The organism is Cupriavidus sp. GW823-FHT06D04, from assembly GCF_058795055.1.
In genome coordinates this window covers 61,624-79,137 of record NZ_JBXAHL010000012.1, presented here as the reverse complement: position 1 = coordinate 79,137, position 17,514 = coordinate 61,624, and the positions used below count along the sequence as shown (strand labels likewise).

The 17,514-nt window shown below is 66.5% G+C and carries 14 protein-coding genes; 4 read left to right on the top strand and 10 right to left on the bottom strand.

Annotated features, from left to right (window positions below; all coding sequences use genetic code 11):
* Positions 1-3: 3 nt before the first annotated feature.
* The 4 genes from AC1Q7H_RS17055 to rpoD are packed head-to-tail and all read right to left on the bottom strand — an operon-like array spanning position 4 to position 7,259.
* Positions 4-2,832 (bottom strand): Hsp70 family protein, encoded by a 2,829-nt coding sequence (locus AC1Q7H_RS17055; protein ID WP_492381489.1) that lies wholly within the window; start codon positions 2,830-2,832, stop codon positions 4-6.
* On the bottom strand, positions 2,807-4,654 hold the full coding sequence (locus tag AC1Q7H_RS17050) for an Hsp70 family protein (protein WP_013956608.1): 1,848 nt from the start codon (positions 4,652-4,654) through the stop codon (positions 2,807-2,809). The genes AC1Q7H_RS17055 and AC1Q7H_RS17050 overlap by 26 nt, the downstream gene beginning before the upstream one ends.
* Positions 4,654-5,232 carry a DUF2760 domain-containing protein gene (locus AC1Q7H_RS17045; RefSeq protein ID WP_153954807.1) on the bottom strand — a complete coding sequence of 193 codons (579 nt, stop codon included), beginning with the start codon at positions 5,230-5,232 and terminating at the stop codon, positions 4,654-4,656. The genes AC1Q7H_RS17050 and AC1Q7H_RS17045 overlap by 1 nt, the downstream gene beginning before the upstream one ends.
* 56 nt (positions 5,233-5,288) lie before the next feature.
* Positions 5,289-7,259: an RNA polymerase sigma factor RpoD gene (rpoD, locus tag AC1Q7H_RS17040; RefSeq protein WP_153954806.1), complete on the bottom strand. Its 1,971-nt coding sequence runs from the start codon at positions 7,257-7,259 to the stop codon at positions 5,289-5,291.
* A gap of 327 nt (positions 7,260-7,586) precedes the next feature.
* Between rpoD and AC1Q7H_RS17035 the strand changes: the two genes are divergently transcribed.
* The gene (locus AC1Q7H_RS17035; protein ID WP_013956611.1) at positions 7,587-8,432 is read left to right on the top strand and encodes a class II glutamine amidotransferase; all 846 of its coding nucleotides are present in this window, start codon (positions 7,587-7,589) and stop codon (positions 8,430-8,432) included.
* A 58-nt stretch (positions 8,433-8,490) separates the two neighbouring features.
* Here AC1Q7H_RS17035 and AC1Q7H_RS17030 read toward each other — a convergent pair whose 3' ends face one another.
* From AC1Q7H_RS17030 to AC1Q7H_RS17005, 6 genes are all read right to left on the bottom strand, one after another.
* Positions 8,491-8,742, bottom strand: a complete 252-nt coding sequence (locus AC1Q7H_RS17030; protein WP_013956612.1) for a hypothetical protein — start codon at positions 8,740-8,742, stop codon at positions 8,491-8,493.
* A 141-nt stretch (positions 8,743-8,883) separates the two neighbouring features.
* Positions 8,884-10,260 (bottom strand): MFS transporter, encoded by a 1,377-nt coding sequence (locus AC1Q7H_RS17025; RefSeq protein ID WP_153954805.1) that lies wholly within the window; start codon positions 10,258-10,260, stop codon positions 8,884-8,886.
* Positions 10,261-10,299: 39 nt separating this feature from the next.
* Positions 10,300-11,553 carry an NAD(P)/FAD-dependent oxidoreductase gene (locus AC1Q7H_RS17020; protein ID WP_492381488.1) on the bottom strand — a complete coding sequence of 418 codons (1,254 nt, stop codon included), beginning with the start codon at positions 11,551-11,553 and terminating at the stop codon, positions 10,300-10,302.
* Positions 11,554-11,584: 31 nt separating this feature from the next.
* A complete protein-coding gene (locus tag AC1Q7H_RS17015) occupies positions 11,585-11,899 on the bottom strand; it encodes a non-heme iron oxygenase ferredoxin subunit (RefSeq protein WP_013956615.1) in 315 nt (104 codons plus the stop codon).
* A 19-nt stretch (positions 11,900-11,918) separates the two neighbouring features.
* A complete protein-coding gene (locus AC1Q7H_RS17010) occupies positions 11,919-12,389 on the bottom strand; it encodes an aromatic-ring-hydroxylating dioxygenase subunit beta (protein WP_013956616.1) in 471 nt (156 codons plus the stop codon).
* Positions 12,390-12,393: 4 nt separating this feature from the next.
* Positions 12,394-13,647 carry an aromatic ring-hydroxylating dioxygenase subunit alpha gene (locus AC1Q7H_RS17005; protein ID WP_013956617.1) on the bottom strand — a complete coding sequence of 418 codons (1,254 nt, stop codon included), beginning with the start codon at positions 13,645-13,647 and terminating at the stop codon, positions 12,394-12,396.
* A gap of 114 nt (positions 13,648-13,761) precedes the next feature.
* Here AC1Q7H_RS17005 and AC1Q7H_RS17000 point away from each other — a divergent pair, with 114 nt between their 5' ends.
* The 3 genes from AC1Q7H_RS17000 (at position 13,762) to AC1Q7H_RS16990 (ending at position 17,434) form a co-directional block, all read left to right on the top strand.
* Positions 13,762-14,664 (top strand): LysR family transcriptional regulator, encoded by a 903-nt coding sequence (locus tag AC1Q7H_RS17000; RefSeq protein ID WP_013956618.1) that lies wholly within the window; start codon positions 13,762-13,764, stop codon positions 14,662-14,664.
* Between the two features lie 340 nt (positions 14,665-15,004).
* Positions 15,005-16,411, top strand: a complete 1,407-nt coding sequence (locus AC1Q7H_RS16995; protein WP_211980995.1) for an SLC13 family permease — start codon at positions 15,005-15,007, stop codon at positions 16,409-16,411.
* Between the two features lie 105 nt (positions 16,412-16,516).
* Complete coding sequence (locus tag AC1Q7H_RS16990; protein ID WP_013956620.1) at positions 16,517-17,434, top strand: LysR family transcriptional regulator; 918 nt, start codon at positions 16,517-16,519, stop codon at positions 17,432-17,434.
* The last annotated feature ends 80 nt before the right edge of the window (positions 17,435-17,514 follow it).

The following is a 17,514-nucleotide window of genomic DNA, read 5'->3' as shown; positions in this document are numbered from 1 at the left end:
CCGCTACCCCGCGATTAGCTTGAGGCCGGCGGGCAGCGCCTCCCCAAACACCCGCCCCTCGTCCGCGGTATTGAGTTCCACCACTTCGCGCACCATGGCAATCCAGCTTGGCGGCGCGTTGGCGGCTTCCAGCCGGCGCACCACGGTTGCCCGGATCTCGTCAGGCAGGTCGCGGCTGCGATCGCCGGTCATGCGTGCGATCTGCACGGCGGCGAACGCGGCCGGTTCGACCTTTTTCCAGTCGAGGGCCAGGATCGCGTCCACCCATTGGGCGGCTGTCCCGGCCGGCACGACGCTGTGCGCGCTGCCGTAGAACGGCCGGCGCGCGCCGATGCGGCCCACGGCCCACCAGCCCTGGCTGTTTTCGGATGGCTTGCGCAGCCGGGCCAGCAGCCATTCGGCCAGCTCGATCTTGGCGTCGGCGGGAATGCGCTCGAGCGAGCCGGCAAGGCGCACCAGATCGGCATAGCCGCCCCTGGCGGGCCCGGCGGGCTTCTTGTAGCGGGTGCTGCCGGGCGGCTGCAGGTAAAAGGCCATGTCTTCCAGCAGGCGCAGTTGCGCGCTTTCGTCCAGCCCGCCTGCCGCACGCCGCCACAGCGTCCACCACTCCGACCAGTTCTGGCTTTCGTTGACGTACTGGATGCCCTGGTCGTACTGCGACCAGAGCTGCTCGACGCGCCATTCGTCGAGCGGATAGCCGAACCCCGGGCGCACGCAATAGCCGGCCAGGTTCAGCCACAGGCGTTCATGATCGGCGGTGCGGCGCCGGCGCCGGGCGCGCTCCCAGAAGGCGCCGAACAGCTCGCGCAGCAGGGCGCTGTCCCATTGCTCGCGCGCACCCAGCAGCTGTTCCAGCTGCGCACGCAGCCGCTTGACTTCCTTGGGACCGACGTCCTGCGAGCGCGCGCCAAAGGTGCGGTCGATCGCCTCCAGGGCCTGCGGCAGGGACGGGTGTGCCGTATCGGGCGCCGGTGCTGCCGACCGGGTGTCGTTGCCGCGCAACTGGAATTCAAGGCGCCATCGCTGCGAGGCATCCGCAATATTGATGCAGTGGACCTCGAGCGTGCCGACCTCGGTCAGCGAGGTGGTGATCTGCACCGGCGTTTCCCGCGGGCCGCTGGCGCCGCGCGGCTGCACGACAGTCGCGATCGGTGGCAGGCGGACGAAGTCGCCGGTCGACAGGTCGGTCAGTTGACCGGGCTGATAGGCCGTGTCGGCGACGGAGGACACCAGGTGGAATTGCACCGGATGGCCGAGCCGCAAGGCGAAGGTGCGGTCGCTGAGGTGGATCTCGTGGCCTTCCTCAGTGCCGCGCGGCAGCAGGCAGATCCCTTGCTGCCCCGACGCGCCATCATCGAGAACCAGAAAGTAGCTGCGCGGCGAGCCACCGCCGATGCGCGGGGCCTGCCCGGCACGTGCCCGTGCATACGCGACCGCGCCCCGGGCCACGGCAACGTCGGGATTGTCGTTGTGCAGGACCTGCAGCGGCGCGCCGCGCCACGTGCCCAGCGTGTCAGCGATGCGGCCGGCCAGCGCCTGCGCCCGGAATACGCCGCCGTTGAGGAGCAGGGTGTCGGGCATCGGCAAGGCATCGGCCGGCGCCTGTGGTGCGTCCAGTGCCGCCCGCGACTGCGCAGCGTGCTGGCTCAGGAACGCCGCAACATGCCGGGTAACGGCGGGGTCGGACGCATATGGCAGGCCGAACTCGACAATCGCGCCCCGTGCGCGCCCCGGCCTTTCACTGGCCGGCACCTTGGGGAAGAAGCCGTCGACGACAAGCTGTTCGACCTCCTGCCGCGTCACTTCCACCGAGCGCGCGCCGCCGATCAGCCTGGCGCCCGCGCCCAGCAGCGTCACCGCGACCGAGTCCGGCGCCTGCGCGCCGAGCAGCTGTTCCTTGGCGGCACGGCAGCGCGCGACCAGCTGCGACAGGCCGGCTGCCGACAGCCGCGGCTGCGCGGCCCCGCCGGCCCCGAGGCGCGCCTCGACAAGATGTGCCAGGCCAAGATCCATGTTGTCGCCGCCGAGCATCAGGTGGTTGCCCACGCCGATGCGAGTCAGCTGCGGCTGCCCGTCCTGCATGTCCACCCGGATCAGGGTGAGGTCAGTGGTGCCGCCGCCCACATCGCAGATCAGCACCAGGCGGGTTTGCGCCAGGTCGGTGTCCAGGGTCTGGCGATGATGGAACAGCCAGTCGTAGAGCGCGGCTTGCGGCTCTTCGAGCAGGCGCAGGGCGGGCAGCCCGGCCAGGCGCGCCGCCTCCAGCGTCAGCGCGCGCGCCCCTTCGTCGAACGAGGCGGGCACGGTGAGGATCACGTCCTGGTCCTCGAGCCGGGCATCGGGAAAACGGTGGTTCCATGCCGCGCACACATAGCCCAGGTAGCTGGCGCTGGCGACCACCGGCGAGATCTTGTCGAGGTCGTCATCCCCGCCCCATGGCAGGATGGCCGCGGTGCGGTCGACCGAAGCATGCGACAGCCAGCTCTTTGCGCTGGCTACCAGCCTGCCGGGCACTTGCGCGCCGAGCGTGGCCGCCAGGCGGCCGAACACGGTCCGGCGCGCGGCGGCGCTGGCGGCGGATTGCCAGGGCAGTTGCAGGTCGTCGCCGCTGAGCTCGCCTGGTGCCGCGTGGTAGCGCACCGAGGGCAGCAGGGGACGGGCCGCGACCTCGCCCGGGCTGACCAGCTGGTCGATATCGAAGACGCGGATATCGTCGGATCCGGCCTTCGCGTAGGCGACGACGATGTTGCTGGTGCCGAGGTCGATGCCGACGACGTATTGCTTCGTCGCCGGCCCGGCCGCTTGCTCAGGCATCGGCGCTGCCGCGCACATCGAACTCGACCTTCCAGCGCTCAGCGCTGCCGCCGGGCACGGCTTCGAGTTCCAGGGTGCCGGCCTCGGTCACCCGCGCATGCAGCCTGACCGGTACCACTTCGCCTGCGGTGCGGCCTTCGGCTGGCAGGGTCGCCTGGATTTCTTCCAGCTCCTGCAATTCTTCCGGCCCCCAGTAGTCCAGCAGGGTGCCGACCTGGTCCTGGCGGCGCACCGACGAGCCAAAGAAGCGGAAGTGCACGGGTTCGCCCACCACCAGGCCGAATTCCTGCGGCGGCAGCGCGGCCTCGGTGCCTTCCTCCATGCCGAACGGCGCCACACACAGGGCCTGGATCGGCGGTTCGAAGCCGGGCACGGCGGGCATCGACGATTCCACGGCGATATAGTAGGCGCGCGCGGTGCCGCCACGAATCCGCACCCCCTTGCCACGCCGCACGTAGCCGTAATAGGCGGCGCCGCGTGCCACGGCCAGGTCCAGCTCCGCGCCGTCAAGCAGGCGGGCAGGGGCCGCGCCTTCCGCGGCGAGCCAGCCGTTGAGGGTCTGCAGGATGCGGTCCGCCAGCAGGCCGGACTTGAACACGCCGCCATTGAAGAGGACGGCGGTCGGGTGCAGGAAGGTCGCGCCTTCCGGCTGTGCGCCCTGCAAGCCTTCGATTTCGGCCAGCGCCGCCACCTGCCGCCCCAGGAACGCGGCCAGGTGCCGCGTGATGGCCGCATCCTGCGCATAGGGCAGACCAAGCTGCGTCAGGCCGGCGCGTGCCCGGCTCACCGGGCGGGCCGAGGCCTCGACTTGCGGGAAGAAGCCTTCCAGGATGGTCTGGGTCAGCTCGGCGCGGGTCAGGTCCGTGCGGATCGAGCCGCCGATCAGCTTCGAGCCGCGGCTGGGCACAACCAGGGGCACGGTATCGGTAGCCGGGTCGGTGAGCAGCGTTTCCTTGGCCGCGCGGCAGGCATAGGTCAGCGCGCGCAGTTGCCAGGGATCGGCCTGCGTGCCCTGGGCCGCCAGCTTGCGCGCCACCACGTGGGCCAGCGCCAGGTCCATGTTGTCGCCGCCGAGCAGGATATGGTCGCCGACCGCGATACGATGCAGCTCAAGGTTGCCTTCGCGCTCGATCACGGCGATCAGCGAAAGGTCGGTGGTGCCGCCACCCACATCGACGACGAGGATGATGTCGCCGACCTTTACCTGCTTGCGCCACTGGCCGCCGCTTTTCTGGATCCAGCTGTAGAGCGCGGCCTGGGGTTCCTCGAGCAGGGTCATGCGCGCATACCCGGCCGCGGCGGCCGCCTCGGCCGTCAGCTCCCGTGCGGCCGGGTCGAACGATGCGGGAATCGTCACGGTGACGTCCTGCTCGCCAAACGGCGCTTCGGGGTGGGCCTGGTCCCAGGCTTCACGCAGGTGCGTGAGATAGCGCACGGAAGCCTCCAGCGGCGACACGCGCGTCACCTCGGGCGGTGCGTCGTTGGGCAGGACCGGCGAGCGGCGGTCGATGCCGGGATGGCACAGCCAGCTCTTCGCGCTCGACACCAGGCGGATCGGCGTGGCCGCGCCGCGGCTGCGCGCCAGCTCGCCCACGGCGAAGTCGCGCCCGGCGTTCCACGGCAGCGCCAGGTCGCCCGGGGCGAGTTCGCTGGCGTGCGGCAGGTACAGGAAGGAGGGCAGCAGGTCCAGGTCTTCGATGGCCCCCGGCGCGGTCAGCTGCGTGATGGGCAGGACGCGCTGGCTGGTCTTCTCGCCATCGCTGGCGGCCAGGTCGACGTAGGAGACCGCGCTATGGGTGGTGCCCAGGTCGATGCCGATGGCATAGCGTGCTTCGCTCATCAAAGCTCCACCTCGGCGGGGGCAATCACGGTGGCGTCATGGCGTTCGGCCACACGCGGCAGGCGGACTTCCTCGACCTTCCAGCCGCGGTGGCTGATGCTGCCATGGAACGGCGCGCTGCCCACCACGTTGCCGGTCAGGCGGATGGCGGTGGCATCGAAGCCGTCGGCCAGCGTGACACGGCTGCCTTCGGCTTCCTCACGCACCGGCCGGATGGTGAAGTGCTCGCGCAGCACCCCGCGGCAGCCATCGTGCACCAGGCGGGCGGCGGCACCGATCTCCGTGTCGGAATAGCGCGCGATGTCTTCCTCGACGAAGTCGATGAAGCGTGCGTCGCGCTGGAGCAGTCCCAGCAACTGCAGCGCCGCCACCGGGCTGGCTTCCTTCAGCACGGGTGCGGCAGCTTCCACCACCGGGGCGGGTGCGGGTGCGGGTGCCGGTACAGGCGCCGGCGCCAATCCCTCACCGTCACGCAGGCGCCTGACGCCGGCTGCGAGTTCGCGGTTGCCAAGGACGGCGAAGAAGGTGCCCATGGCAAGCGAGACCCTGCCGAAGAAAGATAGGTTCGAGTCAGTCATCCGAAAGCTCCTGTCTGCTCTGTGTCAGTCGACCAAGCGGCTGTTGCCGGCAGGTGTCAGGCGTCACGCAGGTAAGTGATCAGCTGGTCTGCCCGGCTGGGATGCCTCAGCTTCTTCATTGCCTTGCTTTCAATCTGGCGGATCCGCTCGCGCGTGACATCGAACTGCTTGCCGACTTCTTCCAGCGTGTAGTCGGTGGACATGTCGATGCCAAAGCGCATCCGCAGCACCTTGGCTTCACGGGGCGTGAGCTCATCGAGCATCTCCCGCACGACGGCACGCAGGCCCGCCTGCAATGCGGCATCGGCGGGCGTGGCCGTGTCCGAGTCGGCAATCATGTCGCCCAGGCTGGTATCGCCGTCCTCGCCAACCGGGGTTTCCATCGAGACCGGTTCTTTCGCGATCTTCATGATCGAGCGAACCTTGTCTTCGGTCATCTCCAGGCGCTCGGCCAGCACCGCCGGATCGGGTTCCTTGCCGGTCTGCTGCATGATCTCGCGCGACAGGCGATTGAGCTTGTTGATCTGCTCGATCATGTGTACCGGGACGCGGATGGTGCGGGCCTGGTCGGCGATCGCCCGCGTGACGGCCTGGCGCACCCACCACGTCGCGTAGGTGGAGAATTTCCAGCCGCGGCGGTATTCGAACTTGTCGACCGCCTTCATCAGGCCGATGTTGCCTTCCTGGATCAGATCCAGGAACAGCATCCCGCGGTTGGTGTACTTCTTGGCAATCGAGATCACCAGCCGCAGGTTGGCCTGCGTCATCTCATGCTTGGCCTGGCGCATCTGCCGCTCGGCAGCCAGCATCTTGCGGTTGACGCCCTTCAGGTCGGGCAGCGACAGCGCCGCCCGGGCCTGGATGTCGATCAGCTTTTGCTGGTGCGCCTCGAGGTCCGGCAGGGCCCGCGCGACCGCCGCGCTGTACGGACGGGACTGGGCGACCAGCTCCTGCCCCCAGGCCAGGTTGGTTTCATTGCCGGGGAAGCGGGCAATGACCTCCTCACGCTCCATGCCGCAGCGCTCGACCAGCAGCTGTACCACCTGGCGCTCGACCGTGCGCACCTCGTCGACCATGGCCTGGACGTTGGCGCACAGGCGCTCGATGGTTTTCGCGGTAAAGCGGATCGTGCGCAGTTCTTCGCGCACCGCATCCCTTGCGGCCAGGAAGGCTGCCGAGCCCGCGCCATTTGCGGCGCTTTCCTGGCACATCAGCTCGAATTGCGCGGTGACGCGCCCGAACCGCTTCAGGCATTCCTCACGCAGCTGGGCCAGGGCCTTTTCGTTGCTTTGCTGGGTCGAGCCTTCGTCGTCGGAGTCTTCGGAATCGTCTTCGGCCTCGTCGGCACTATCGACGCTGTCGTCGGTCTCGTCAGCTGCCGCCGCCACGGCTGCTTCGGCAATACTCTCGTCGCTCAGGCCATCGACCAGGTCGTCGATGCTGATTTCATTGCTGGCGACCTTGGCCGACAGCTCGAGAATCGCGGCGATGGTGAACGGGCAGGCCGAGATGGCATGGACCATATTGTTCAGGCCTTCCTCGATCCGCTTGGCGATCTCGACTTCCTGCTTGCGCGTGAGTAGCGTTGCCGAGCTCATTTCGCGCATGTACATGCGCACCGGGTCGGTGGTCCGGCCGAACTCGGAGTCCACGGTCGCAAGCGCTACCTCGGCCTCCTCATCGGCCTGGTCGTCCGAGGCCACCACCGGGCCGTCGCTCAGGAGCAGCGTCTCGGCATCCGGCGTCTGCTCATAGATCTTCACGCCCATTTCAGCGAACGTGCTGACGATGCTCTCCATCGCCGCCGTGTCCGTGAAGTTCTCCGGCAGGTGGTCGCTGATATCTGCGTGGGTCAGGTAGCCGCGCTGCCTGCCCAGCTGGATCAGCGCACGCAATTGCTGGCTACGCGCGGCGGCTTCCGTCGATGGATCAGGCTGCGCCGTTGACCCTGCGCTGGTCTGGCCAAGGTCCTTGACTACGCCTGCTTCTCGTGTTTTAGCTGCCGTTCGTTGTGCGCCGCTTGTCATTTACTACTGTTTCCTTCGTGAATCGCGTTTCGACAGCAGCGCGCACGCTGTGCGTGCGCTATCGGGCCTGCTGTCAAGGCTCGTGAGGGTACCGGTGCGGCGCGGGCCGATATCGGACGCCGTGACCATTGGAATCGGGGAGGACGCGTATTCTACAGCCATTGCTGATTTGCAGCGCCAACTCGCCGTATCCGGGTGGGCCCGGTGCAGGTTTGAGGGTGGCCGGTGCGTCACAGCTAGCGCGTGCTTTGCGTTCGCGCGTTGCCGTCCTACAACTGGAAGTGTGGGCCGGAAGCCACCGGGCAGCACCGGTCAAGGAGGAGCATCATGTGCCGCTGGCTGGCTTATTCGGGCAAATCCGTTCCGCTGGAAACGGTGCTGTTCCAGCCGGAACACTCGCTGATCGACCAGAGCCTGAATTCGCGGCTGGGTCATACCACGACCAATGGGGATGGGTTCGGCGTCGGGTGGTACGGACGTCACTCGGAGGTGCCGTTCCGCTACCGCTGCCTGCACCCGGCCTGGAGCGACACCAACCTGCGCGAGACGGCGCGGGCGGTGAGGGCGCCGCTTTTCGTTGCGCACGTGCGCGCAGCCACCGGCACCCCGACGCAGGAGACCAATTGCCATCCGTTCCGCTTCGGCCGCTGGCTGTTCGTTCACAACGGCCTGATCCGCGACTATCCCCTGGTGCGGCGCGACCTGATGATGGCCGTGGCGCCGCACCTGTTCCGCTGGATCGAGGGATCGACCGATTCCGAGGTGATGTTCTTCCTGGCCCTGAGTTTCGGCCTGGAGCGCGACCCGGGCGGCGCGCTGGAACAGATGGCCGGCCTGATCGAGGACGTTGGCCACCGCTACGACGTGCAATTTCCGCTCAACATGACCGTTTGCGTGACCGACGGCCAGCAGATCGTGGCGGTGCGCTATTCGAGCGAGGCGGCCTCGCGCTCACTGTTCCACAGCACCTCGTTCCGGCAATTGCGCGCGCTTTACCCGGACGATCCGCGCATCATCGCCGCCGGCGACAATGCCTTCCTGGTACTGTCCGAGCCGCTGATCGAGGTGCAGGGGGTATGGGAGGAGATTCCTGAGGCGACCATCCTGGTGGCCCGGGGTGGCGAGATCGAGCGCAGCTGCTTCGTGCCGCGGCTGCCTTCCCAGTCGGCCTGAGGGCATAAGGGCGTAAGGGAGCGCGGCAGGATCCGGCTCTCCGCAGGATAAGTTGTCCTTACTCGTGACCGCTCACGGCCTTCTTGGTCGCGTGATAGCCCTGTTTGGTGGTATCGGCAATCGCATGGCCGGCCGCCTTTGCGCCGCGGCCAATGGCATGCGCGCCGTCGCGCACCGCATGCCCGGCCTGCTTGCCAGCCGACTTGACGCCGTTCTTGAACCCGCGCGCGTCCTCGGCCACGCTCGCGTGCGCCATCGGGGTGGCCAGGGTCACCAATACGAATGCAATGATCGAGGCTCTTGCCTTCATCGTGACAACCTCTTCGATTCTGACTGAACCGGGGTCGGGGCCTGAAAGTGATCCCGACGTGGTTCCCATGACTATATTCTAGCCGTGCCCGTGTCTGTCCCCCGAAGCGTCTGCTCGCCGGGCCGCGCCGGCCTGGGGGAATCAGTTCCGGTCCGCGATGGACAGGCTGACCGGCGCCGCAGGCAGCCCGGCGCTCATTTCGCCGTAGTGGGCCGATGCTGACCGCCTGTGATCGATCAGCAGGACCGCGCCCATGCCAATCACGGCCGGAATGGCGATCGCGATGAAGTTCTGCTGCAGCGGGAGCTCCATGGCGACGAGTACCCCGATGACGATTGGCGCGAGGATCGCCCCGCTGCGGCCGATGCCCAGGGCCCATCCAAGACCGGTGGAGCGGATGGCGGTCGGGTAGAACTGCCCGGTGTAGGCATTGGCGACGATCTGCGTGCCGATCGTCGACGCACCGGCCAAGCCCACCACGACGAATAGCAGCTCAGTCGGCATCCTGAATCCGAGCAGCGTGATCGAAACCGCGGCCAGCGCGTACATGGCGGCGAGCACGTACTTGATGTGGTATCGGTCGGCGAGCCAGCCGCCACCCACGGCGCCGATCATCGCGCCGAGGTTGAGGACCAGCACGAACGTCAGCGCGGAACCCAGGCTGTAACCGGCGCCCGCCATCAGCCTGGTCAGCCATGAACTGAGCGCGTACACCATGAACAGGCACATGAAGAACGCGATCCAGAACATGATGGTGCTGAAGCCACGGCCCTCGTGGAACAGGTGCCGGATCGGTGCGCTGGCCGCCTTGTCCTGCGCCGGCACGGCGAAGCGGTCGGTGGCCGACCACCGTTGCTCCGGTGCAAGCTTGGAGACGATGCGCCGCAACGCTTCGTCATCGCCCCTGGCCAGCAGGAAGGGCATCGATTCGGGCAGCGACCTGAGAATGACAGGAATGAGGAGCACAGGCAGGCCGGCCGCCAGGAAAACCGACTGCCAGCCGTAGGCCTCGATCAGGCTCTTGCCGAGGAGCGCCGCCAGGATCCCGCCCACGGCATAGCCGCTGAACATCACGGTGACCAGGGTCGCCCGGATCTTCTTCGGCGCGTACTCGGTCATTTGCGCGACCACATTCGGCATCACGCCACCGATGCCGAGCCCGGCCAGGAAGCGGGCCATGCTGAACAGCAGCGGGTCCTTGACCAGTCCGGCCGCGGCGGTGAAGACGCTGAACAGGGCCACGCATATCGCGATTGTCCAGCGGCGGCCGATCCTGTCTGCAATGGTGCCGAGGAAGATCGCGCCAAATACCATGCCGAACAGCGCGGAACTGACCATGAGCCCCGCCTGGGTCGGGGCGACGCCAAGGTCCTTCATGATCGAAGGCAGCGCGATACCCACGACCGCGAGGTCATAGCCGTCGAAGATGATGATGAGTGCGCACCAGAACAGCACGAGCGCATGGAAGCGGTTGAAGCGGGCGGCGTCGGCCAGCTTGTGGATATCGATTTGCTGCATGAGGGCTTGTCTCCGGTCGGTCTGTTCTTATGGTTGGGCTTACTGCCTGGACATCGGCACGCTCGGGTCGGCAAGGCGGCTGGCATCGACCGTCTTGCACTGCTCGATGTGGCGGCGCGCGAAGCGCAGGTCGCGCGCGGCGTTGGACCCGAGCGCGGCCTTGACCACATCGCCGTCGAGGTAGAACAGCACGAAGCTGTCCGCGCCGGGCGTGCCGCGTGCCACCACGCGGTGCGAGGGAAGGGGGATGCCATGGATCTGCAGGTTCATGCCGTATTGGTCTGACCAGAACCACGGCAGCGGCTGATAGTCGACCGCGAGACCGAGCGCCGCGCGCGCGGCGGCAATGCCCTGTTCCTGGGCGTTCTGCCAGGATTCCAGCCGCAGGCGCCGGCCGGCCCACGGGTTGGGCGTGACCGCGACGTCGCCCGCGGCGAAGATGTCGGGGTCGGAGGTGCGGCAACCTGCGTCGACGACCACGCCGCCGTCGCACTCCAACCCGGCTTCCCGGGCAAGCTCGTCGTTCGGCACGAGACCGACACCCGCAACGATGGCGTGGCAAGCCAGCGTGCTGCCATCGGCCAGCGTCACGACGGACCGGCCGCCGGTACCGGGGGCGATGCCGGCGATGTTGGCGCCGAGCATGACACGGGTGCCATGCGAGGCATGCAGCCCGAGCAGGTGTTCAGAGACTTCCGGCGGCACGGTGCGCTCGCACAGCCGGCTCTGCGCTTCGAGCACGGTCACGTCGGCACCTTTGCGGCGCGCCGTGGCCGCGACTTCGAGTCCGATCCAGCCACCGCCGATCACCACGATGCTGCGCTCGGGCCGCAACGCCGGTGCCAGGGCCAGGGCATCGCCAATCGTGCGCAATGTATGCACGGCAGCCGTGTCGACGCCCGGGACGGTGAGCGCGCGGGCCCTGCCGCCGGTGCACAGGATCAGCTTGTCGTAAGACAGCAGCTCTCCATTGTCTGTCTCCAGGCGCTTGGCGGCCCGGTCTATGCGGGTGACCCTCGTGTCCAGCCACCACTCCAGCCCAAGCGCTGCGAACGCCTCGGGCTTGAGCAGCCACGTGCTGGCGGGCGCGGCCTCGCCGGCCAGCACGGCCTTGGACAAGGGCGGCCGCTCATGCGGTGGATGGGCCTCGTCGCCGATCAGCACGAGCCGGCCGGTGAAGCCCTCGTTGCGCAGCGTCTGGGCGGCCCAGCCGCCAGCCTGGCCGGCACCGATGATGACGATGGTGGCGGTTGGCGCTAGGGCAGTCGCGGTGTCTGAGCGCTTGGAATCCATGCCTGTCTCCTCTGGTTGGTGACGCGGCCTCTCAGCCGAGGTCGAGGTACACCTTGTCGCCGTCGATCCGAACCGGGTAGGTACGAATGTTCTCGGTCAGCGGGGCGCACTTCGCAGCGCCGCTGCGGATATCGAACCTGCCCTGGTGGAGCGGGCACTCGATCTCATGTCCCTCCAGGAAGCCTTCGCACAGGCGCGCATGGCCATGCGTGCAGATGTTGTCGGTCGCGTAGACGTCGCCGTCCACGCCGTACAAGGCGATCTCCTGGCCTTGCACGGCCACGGCGATGACATCGTCCTGCGGGACGTCGGACAGCAGCGCTGCCTCGATCCAGCTTTCGGTCATGAATGACTCCTGATAGAGACTAGATTGGGTAGATCAGCGAGTTGGGGATCATCTCGCTATCGAATACGCAGATGCGCGAGGCGAAGCGCAAGCCCGCCGGCGTCCGGACGATGATGTCGAGGTAGCGGCCTACGTTGTAGACATCGGTCATCTGGTCCGGCTTGGTGCGCAGCACCGCGTAGTTGGTCTCGGCCACGACCCTGTCGCCGTCGGCCTCCCTGATCAGTGGCGCGCCGACGATGTGGCGCTGGTAGTAGGGATCGTGGAACAGGGTGTCGCGAATACCGTAGATGCGGTCCTTGAGCATGCCCTTGCTTTCGAGCGAGAGCGTCGCCAGCGGCAAGCCACGCTCGTGGTTCTCGCGGGGCTGGACCCGGTAGAGGCAGTCTTCGGTGAAGAACTCGGGCCAGCGGTCCCAGTCGCCGTTGTCCACGGCGCTGGTGTAGTCGGCGAGCAGGGAGAGCAGGGCGTAGTAGTCAGTGAAGTTCATGGCATCAGACCTCCATCACCTTGCGCCAGTAGGCGTACATGCCGCGGATCAGGGTCTCGGTCACCATGTGGTCCGTGTTCTCCGCGGTCTTGCCGCCCAGTTCGGCGAGCACGCGATGCCAGGGCTTCTGGGAGAAGCCTTCCTGCGAGCATTCGATGGCTTCGCCGTCGTCGGCCGACACGAAGCCGGCGGGGCCGAAGAGATTCGCCTGGCGCAGGCGGCGCCGCGTCATCTCCTCGGTGTCGTCCTCGAAGCCGAAATGCGTCCAGACGAAATCGAAGGAATCCGGCCCATGGGGCTGGATATGGCGCGTGGACACCGAGTTGACCTGCTGCTGGAAGATCACGCTCGGGAACACCGTCATCATCACGGCGGTCGGCTCTCCCCACCACGGCTCGTGGACGATGTCGAGGATGCGGTCGTCGTGCAGCGCCATCTGGTCCTTGAAGCTGGACACACCGGAGGTCACGTCGCTCTTGCCGCCCTGGCCGCGGGTCGACACCATCGCGGCATGCCGGAAGTGCGGGTCCATCACGAGGCGTGCCTTGTTGTCGGCGCGCCAGAGGCCGAACGTGACAAACCAGGTATGCAGCAGGCCGGGGTGGTAGGGGTCCTTGATGTTCTCCTGCATGAGCTTCCAGTTGCCCGGAATGCGCTGCTTGTTGTAGCCGAGGACCTTCAGCTTGCGGCCATTGAAGAGCCGGTCGAAGTAGCCGAGGATGTCCGGCCCGAGGTATTCCTCGAGTGAGGGAGCCTCATGGTCGAACGAGGCAAACACGACCCCACCACGCGTCGCGACCTTCAGTTGCGTGAGCCCGTGCTCCTGCGGCTTGAAGTCGGCGGGCATGCCGCCGTTGACCTTGCCGTCCTGCTTGACCCCGCGACGCAGGGGCACGCCTTGCAGGTTGCCCTTCAGGTCATAGTTCCATTGGTGGTAGGGGCAATGGAAATCCTTACGGTTGCCGCTGCGCTCCCGGCAGAACTTCATGCCGCGATGGGCGCACACGTTTTCGACGACGTTGATCTCGCCGTCCTGGTCGCGCACCAGGATCACGGAGCGCTCGCCAAGCGTGGTGCGCTTGAAATCGCCGGGATTCGGGATCTCCGCCTCGAGCCCGACGTAGTTCCAGTGACCGCGGTAGAAGCAGCGTTCGAGTTCACGCTGGTATAGCTGCGCATCCGTATACACGCGGAACGGGATGCGGCTGATGCTGTCGTCGGCCCAGACCGGGCCGGCTTGTTGGGAGTCGATTGCCATGCTTGTCTCCGGCTATGTCTCTTCGTCTGGGAAGGATCATGGTGCACGGAGGAAAATTAACCAATAGAATCCTGGCTATAGTAAATATTCACCAAATCAATAAGAGGCGGCGCGATGGAGCTCAAGGACGTCGATCTGAACCTGCTGGTCGTGTTCGATAACCTGCTGCGGCAGGGCACCGTTTCCGGTGCCGCTAAGACCCTGAATCTCAGCCAGCCCGCGGTCAGCAACGCGCTGGCCCGCTTGCGCACCTTGTTCGGTGACCCGCTGTTTGTGCGAAGCAGCAAGGGCATGCTGCCGACACCCCTTGCAGAGGAACTGGCGGAACCGGTTGCCTATGCGCTGGAGTCGCTGCAGGCGGCGCTCAGCCACAAGGTGTCGTTCGATCCGCTGCGCAGCGCGCGCGCCTTCCGCATCGCCATGACGGATATCGGCGAGGTGTACTTCATCCCGCCGTTGATGGGCGCGCTTGGCGATCGCGCCCCGGGCGTCACGGTGACGACCGTGCGCAATACGGCAGTGGACCTGGCGGCGGAGATGAGCCAGGGAAAGATCGACCTGGCGGTTGGCCATCTTCCTGAACTCGGCACTGCGTTCTTTCAGCGGCGGCTATTTCGCCAGCAATACGTTTGCCTGTTCCGGCCCGGTCATGCCATGGACAAGAAGACGGTCAGCATGCGCGACTTCGAAGCGGCAGAGCACATCGTGGTCACGGCGGCGGGGACGGGGCATGCCCGGGTCGACGAGATCCTCGCCCAGCACGGCGTGCAGCGGAAGATCCGGCTGCGTGTCCCCCATTTCGTCGCACTGGCGGACATCATTGCCACCACCGACCTGGTAGCCACGGTGACCTGGACGTTTGCGGAGCGATGCGCCAAGTACTTCGGGCTCAGGTACGTCAAGCATCCGTTCGCGTTGCCGGAAATCCAGATCAACCTGTTCTGGCATGCCCGGTATCATCGCGATCCGGCGAATCAGTGGCTGCGCGACCAGTTCGTCGGCTTGTTTTCGGATTAGGCAATGGTCCCGGTCTGGCGCGCCTGCCTTGCCACCGATGTACTGTGATCCGTCTGGCGCTCCCGATGCTATTCCGGTCTCCGTAAGGATTGCCCTCGCACCTTAATTGATGCTCATTGTCCGCCACCTTATTCTTGGCTCAAAAGCAAGACTCAAAAATGGCGCCGACTTGAAGCATTCAAGCGAGGCCTTATCCACAAGGAGACGCATGTGACGGCCTACCCCTTCCACACCTTGCCGTAGCGGCGCATCACCTTCGGCAGTTCCAGCCGAAAACCAATCCCACGCAATTCCTACCAAGCGATGGGCGCCCCGGCGCGCCTGCCGCGACGGAGCCGCTATGTCGCAACACCTGATTTCCATCTCTGTCCTGGGGCTGATGTTCGTCATCGCCACGGTCCTGCCCATCAACATGGGCGCGCTGGCCTTTGTCGGCGCGTTCCTGGTCGGCACCCTGGTTGCCGCCATGCCGGCCAAGGCTATCCTGGCCGGCTTCCCCGCCGACCTGTTCCTGACGCTGGTCGGCATCACATACCTGTTCGCCGTGGCGCAGAACAACGGCACCATCGACTGGCTGGTGCGGCTTGCGGTGCGCGCCGTGGGCGGCCGGATCGCGGCGATCCCGTGGATCATGTTCATGATCGCGGCGGTGCTGACCTCGGTCGGCGCGGTCAGCCCGGCAGCGGTGGCAATCATCGCGCCGATCGCGCTGGGCTTTGCCGCGCGCTACGGCATCAACCCGCTGCTGATGGGCCTGATGGTGATCCACGGTGCGCAGGGCGGCGGCTTCTCGCCGATCAGCATCTATGGCGGCATCACCAACAAGATCGTGCAGAAGGCGGGGCTGCCGCTGAACGAGATGGCGACGGCCTTTGCCAGCCTGGGTGTCAACCTTGCCGTGGCCGCGGGACTGTTCGTCGCATTCGGCGGCCTGCGCCTGATGCGGCAAGCGGCGCCGGCGGCGGCAGCGCCGCAGGTGGTCGCCGACGGTGTGCTGGCCATGGGCCAACCCTTCGGTGCACACACCGTGCCGGCACAGGGCGCGCAGATCTATGGCGATGCCGAGGCCGAGGCCGGCATGGAAGAGCGGAAGACGATGGCGCGCGACCGCGGATCGATGCTCGAGGGCGATGCCGCCAGCACCGCCGAGGCGCCGGCCGGCCTCTACCAGTACCTGACCGTGGCCGGCCTGGTGGCACTGGCCGTCCTCACGCTCTACTTCAAGCTCGATATCGGCTTCGTTTCGCTGACCATCGCGCTGTTGCTCACGCTGATGGCACCGGAGCTGCAGAAGCGCGCGCTGGGCCAGGTGTCGTGGCCCGAGATCATGCTGATCGTCGGCGTCAGCACCTTTGTGGGCGTGATGGACAAGATGGGCACAATCGATTTCGTCGGCCATAGCGTGGCCCACCTGACCTCGCCGCTGATGGCGGCGCTGCTGCTGTGCTTTGTGGGTGCGGTGGTGTCGGCGTTTGCATCGTCAACCGCGGTGCTCGGCTCGCTGATCCCGCTTGCCGTGCCGTTCCTGCAGCAAGGCTCCGACGTCAGCGCGATCGGCTTTATCGCGGCGATGGCGGTGTCTTCGACGATCGTGGATGTGAGCCCGTTTTCGACCAACGGTGCGCTGGTACTGGCCAACGCACAGGGCGTGGACCGGCAGGCCTTCTTCCGCAAGCTGATGGTCTATGGCGCGCTGGTGACCGTGATTGCGCCGGTCGTGCTGTGGTTTATCTTCGTTGTGCTCTGAATTCCGGTCGCGATCGCTCGGCCAAGCCAGTTAGTCCACTAACCATGCGAACTGGCCGCCACGCGGCTAAGATAGGAGGCCGCCCCCACACCCGAGCCCAGAACCATGAGAATCCGCATTGGCGAAGAGATCACCTTCCGCAAACTCGAAGCCCTGCTGGCGTTCATGGAATCCGGCAACCTGGCCAAGGCGGCCGAGATCCTGGACACCAGCACGGTCAGCGTGCACCGTGCGCTGCATTCGCTGGAAGAGGGCACGAGCTGCGCGCTGTTCCGGCATGAGGGCCGCAACCTGATCCCGACCGATGCGGCCTATGTGCTGGCGGATACGGCAAGGGAAGTGCTCAAGGCCATGGCCGACGGCATCCGCGCCACGCGCGAGGCCGCCGGCTATTCGGCCGACCAGCTCAAGATCGGCTCGCTCTACTCGCTGACGGTCCAGACCGTGCCCAGGATCGTGATCGGGCTTAAGCTGCGGCGCCCGGAAATGCAGACTGAACTGGTGCTGGGCTCCAATGCGGACCTTCTGCACAAACTCAAGCAGGGCTCGATCGATGCCGCGTTGATGGCCGTGCCCGAGCCCGATCCGGAGATCGAGTCGATCCCGCTGTTCGAGGACGATATCTTCTTTGCGGCGCCTGCCGACTCGCCCTACGCCTCGATGCCGGCGGTCGACCTGCGAGCCTGCCGCGACGAGCCATTTGTGGCATTGAGCGAGGGCTTCGTCACCTATCACGGCTTTGTCGAGGCCTTCCGCATTGCCCAATTCACGCCAAACGTGGTGATGAAAGTCGGCGATATCTTCTCATTGATGAACCTGGTGGGTGGTGGCATCGGCTACACGCTTTTGCCGGGGCGGGTGAAAGGGGTGTATTCGCGCAACGTGGCGTTCGTGCCACTGGCCGGCGAATACGACATCAAGCAGACCATCGGCCTGAGCTTCCTGCGCCGCCGCGAGCGCGATCCCAACCTGCTGGCGCTGGCCGCGGTGTGCCGCATGGCCATGCGCGACGCGGAGCCATAGGACGCCGAGGCTGGGTCCGGCCGCGCTTCAGGCCTTGCTTCCGGCCAGCGTAATGGTTCTCCGCCCAACGTGATTGTTCG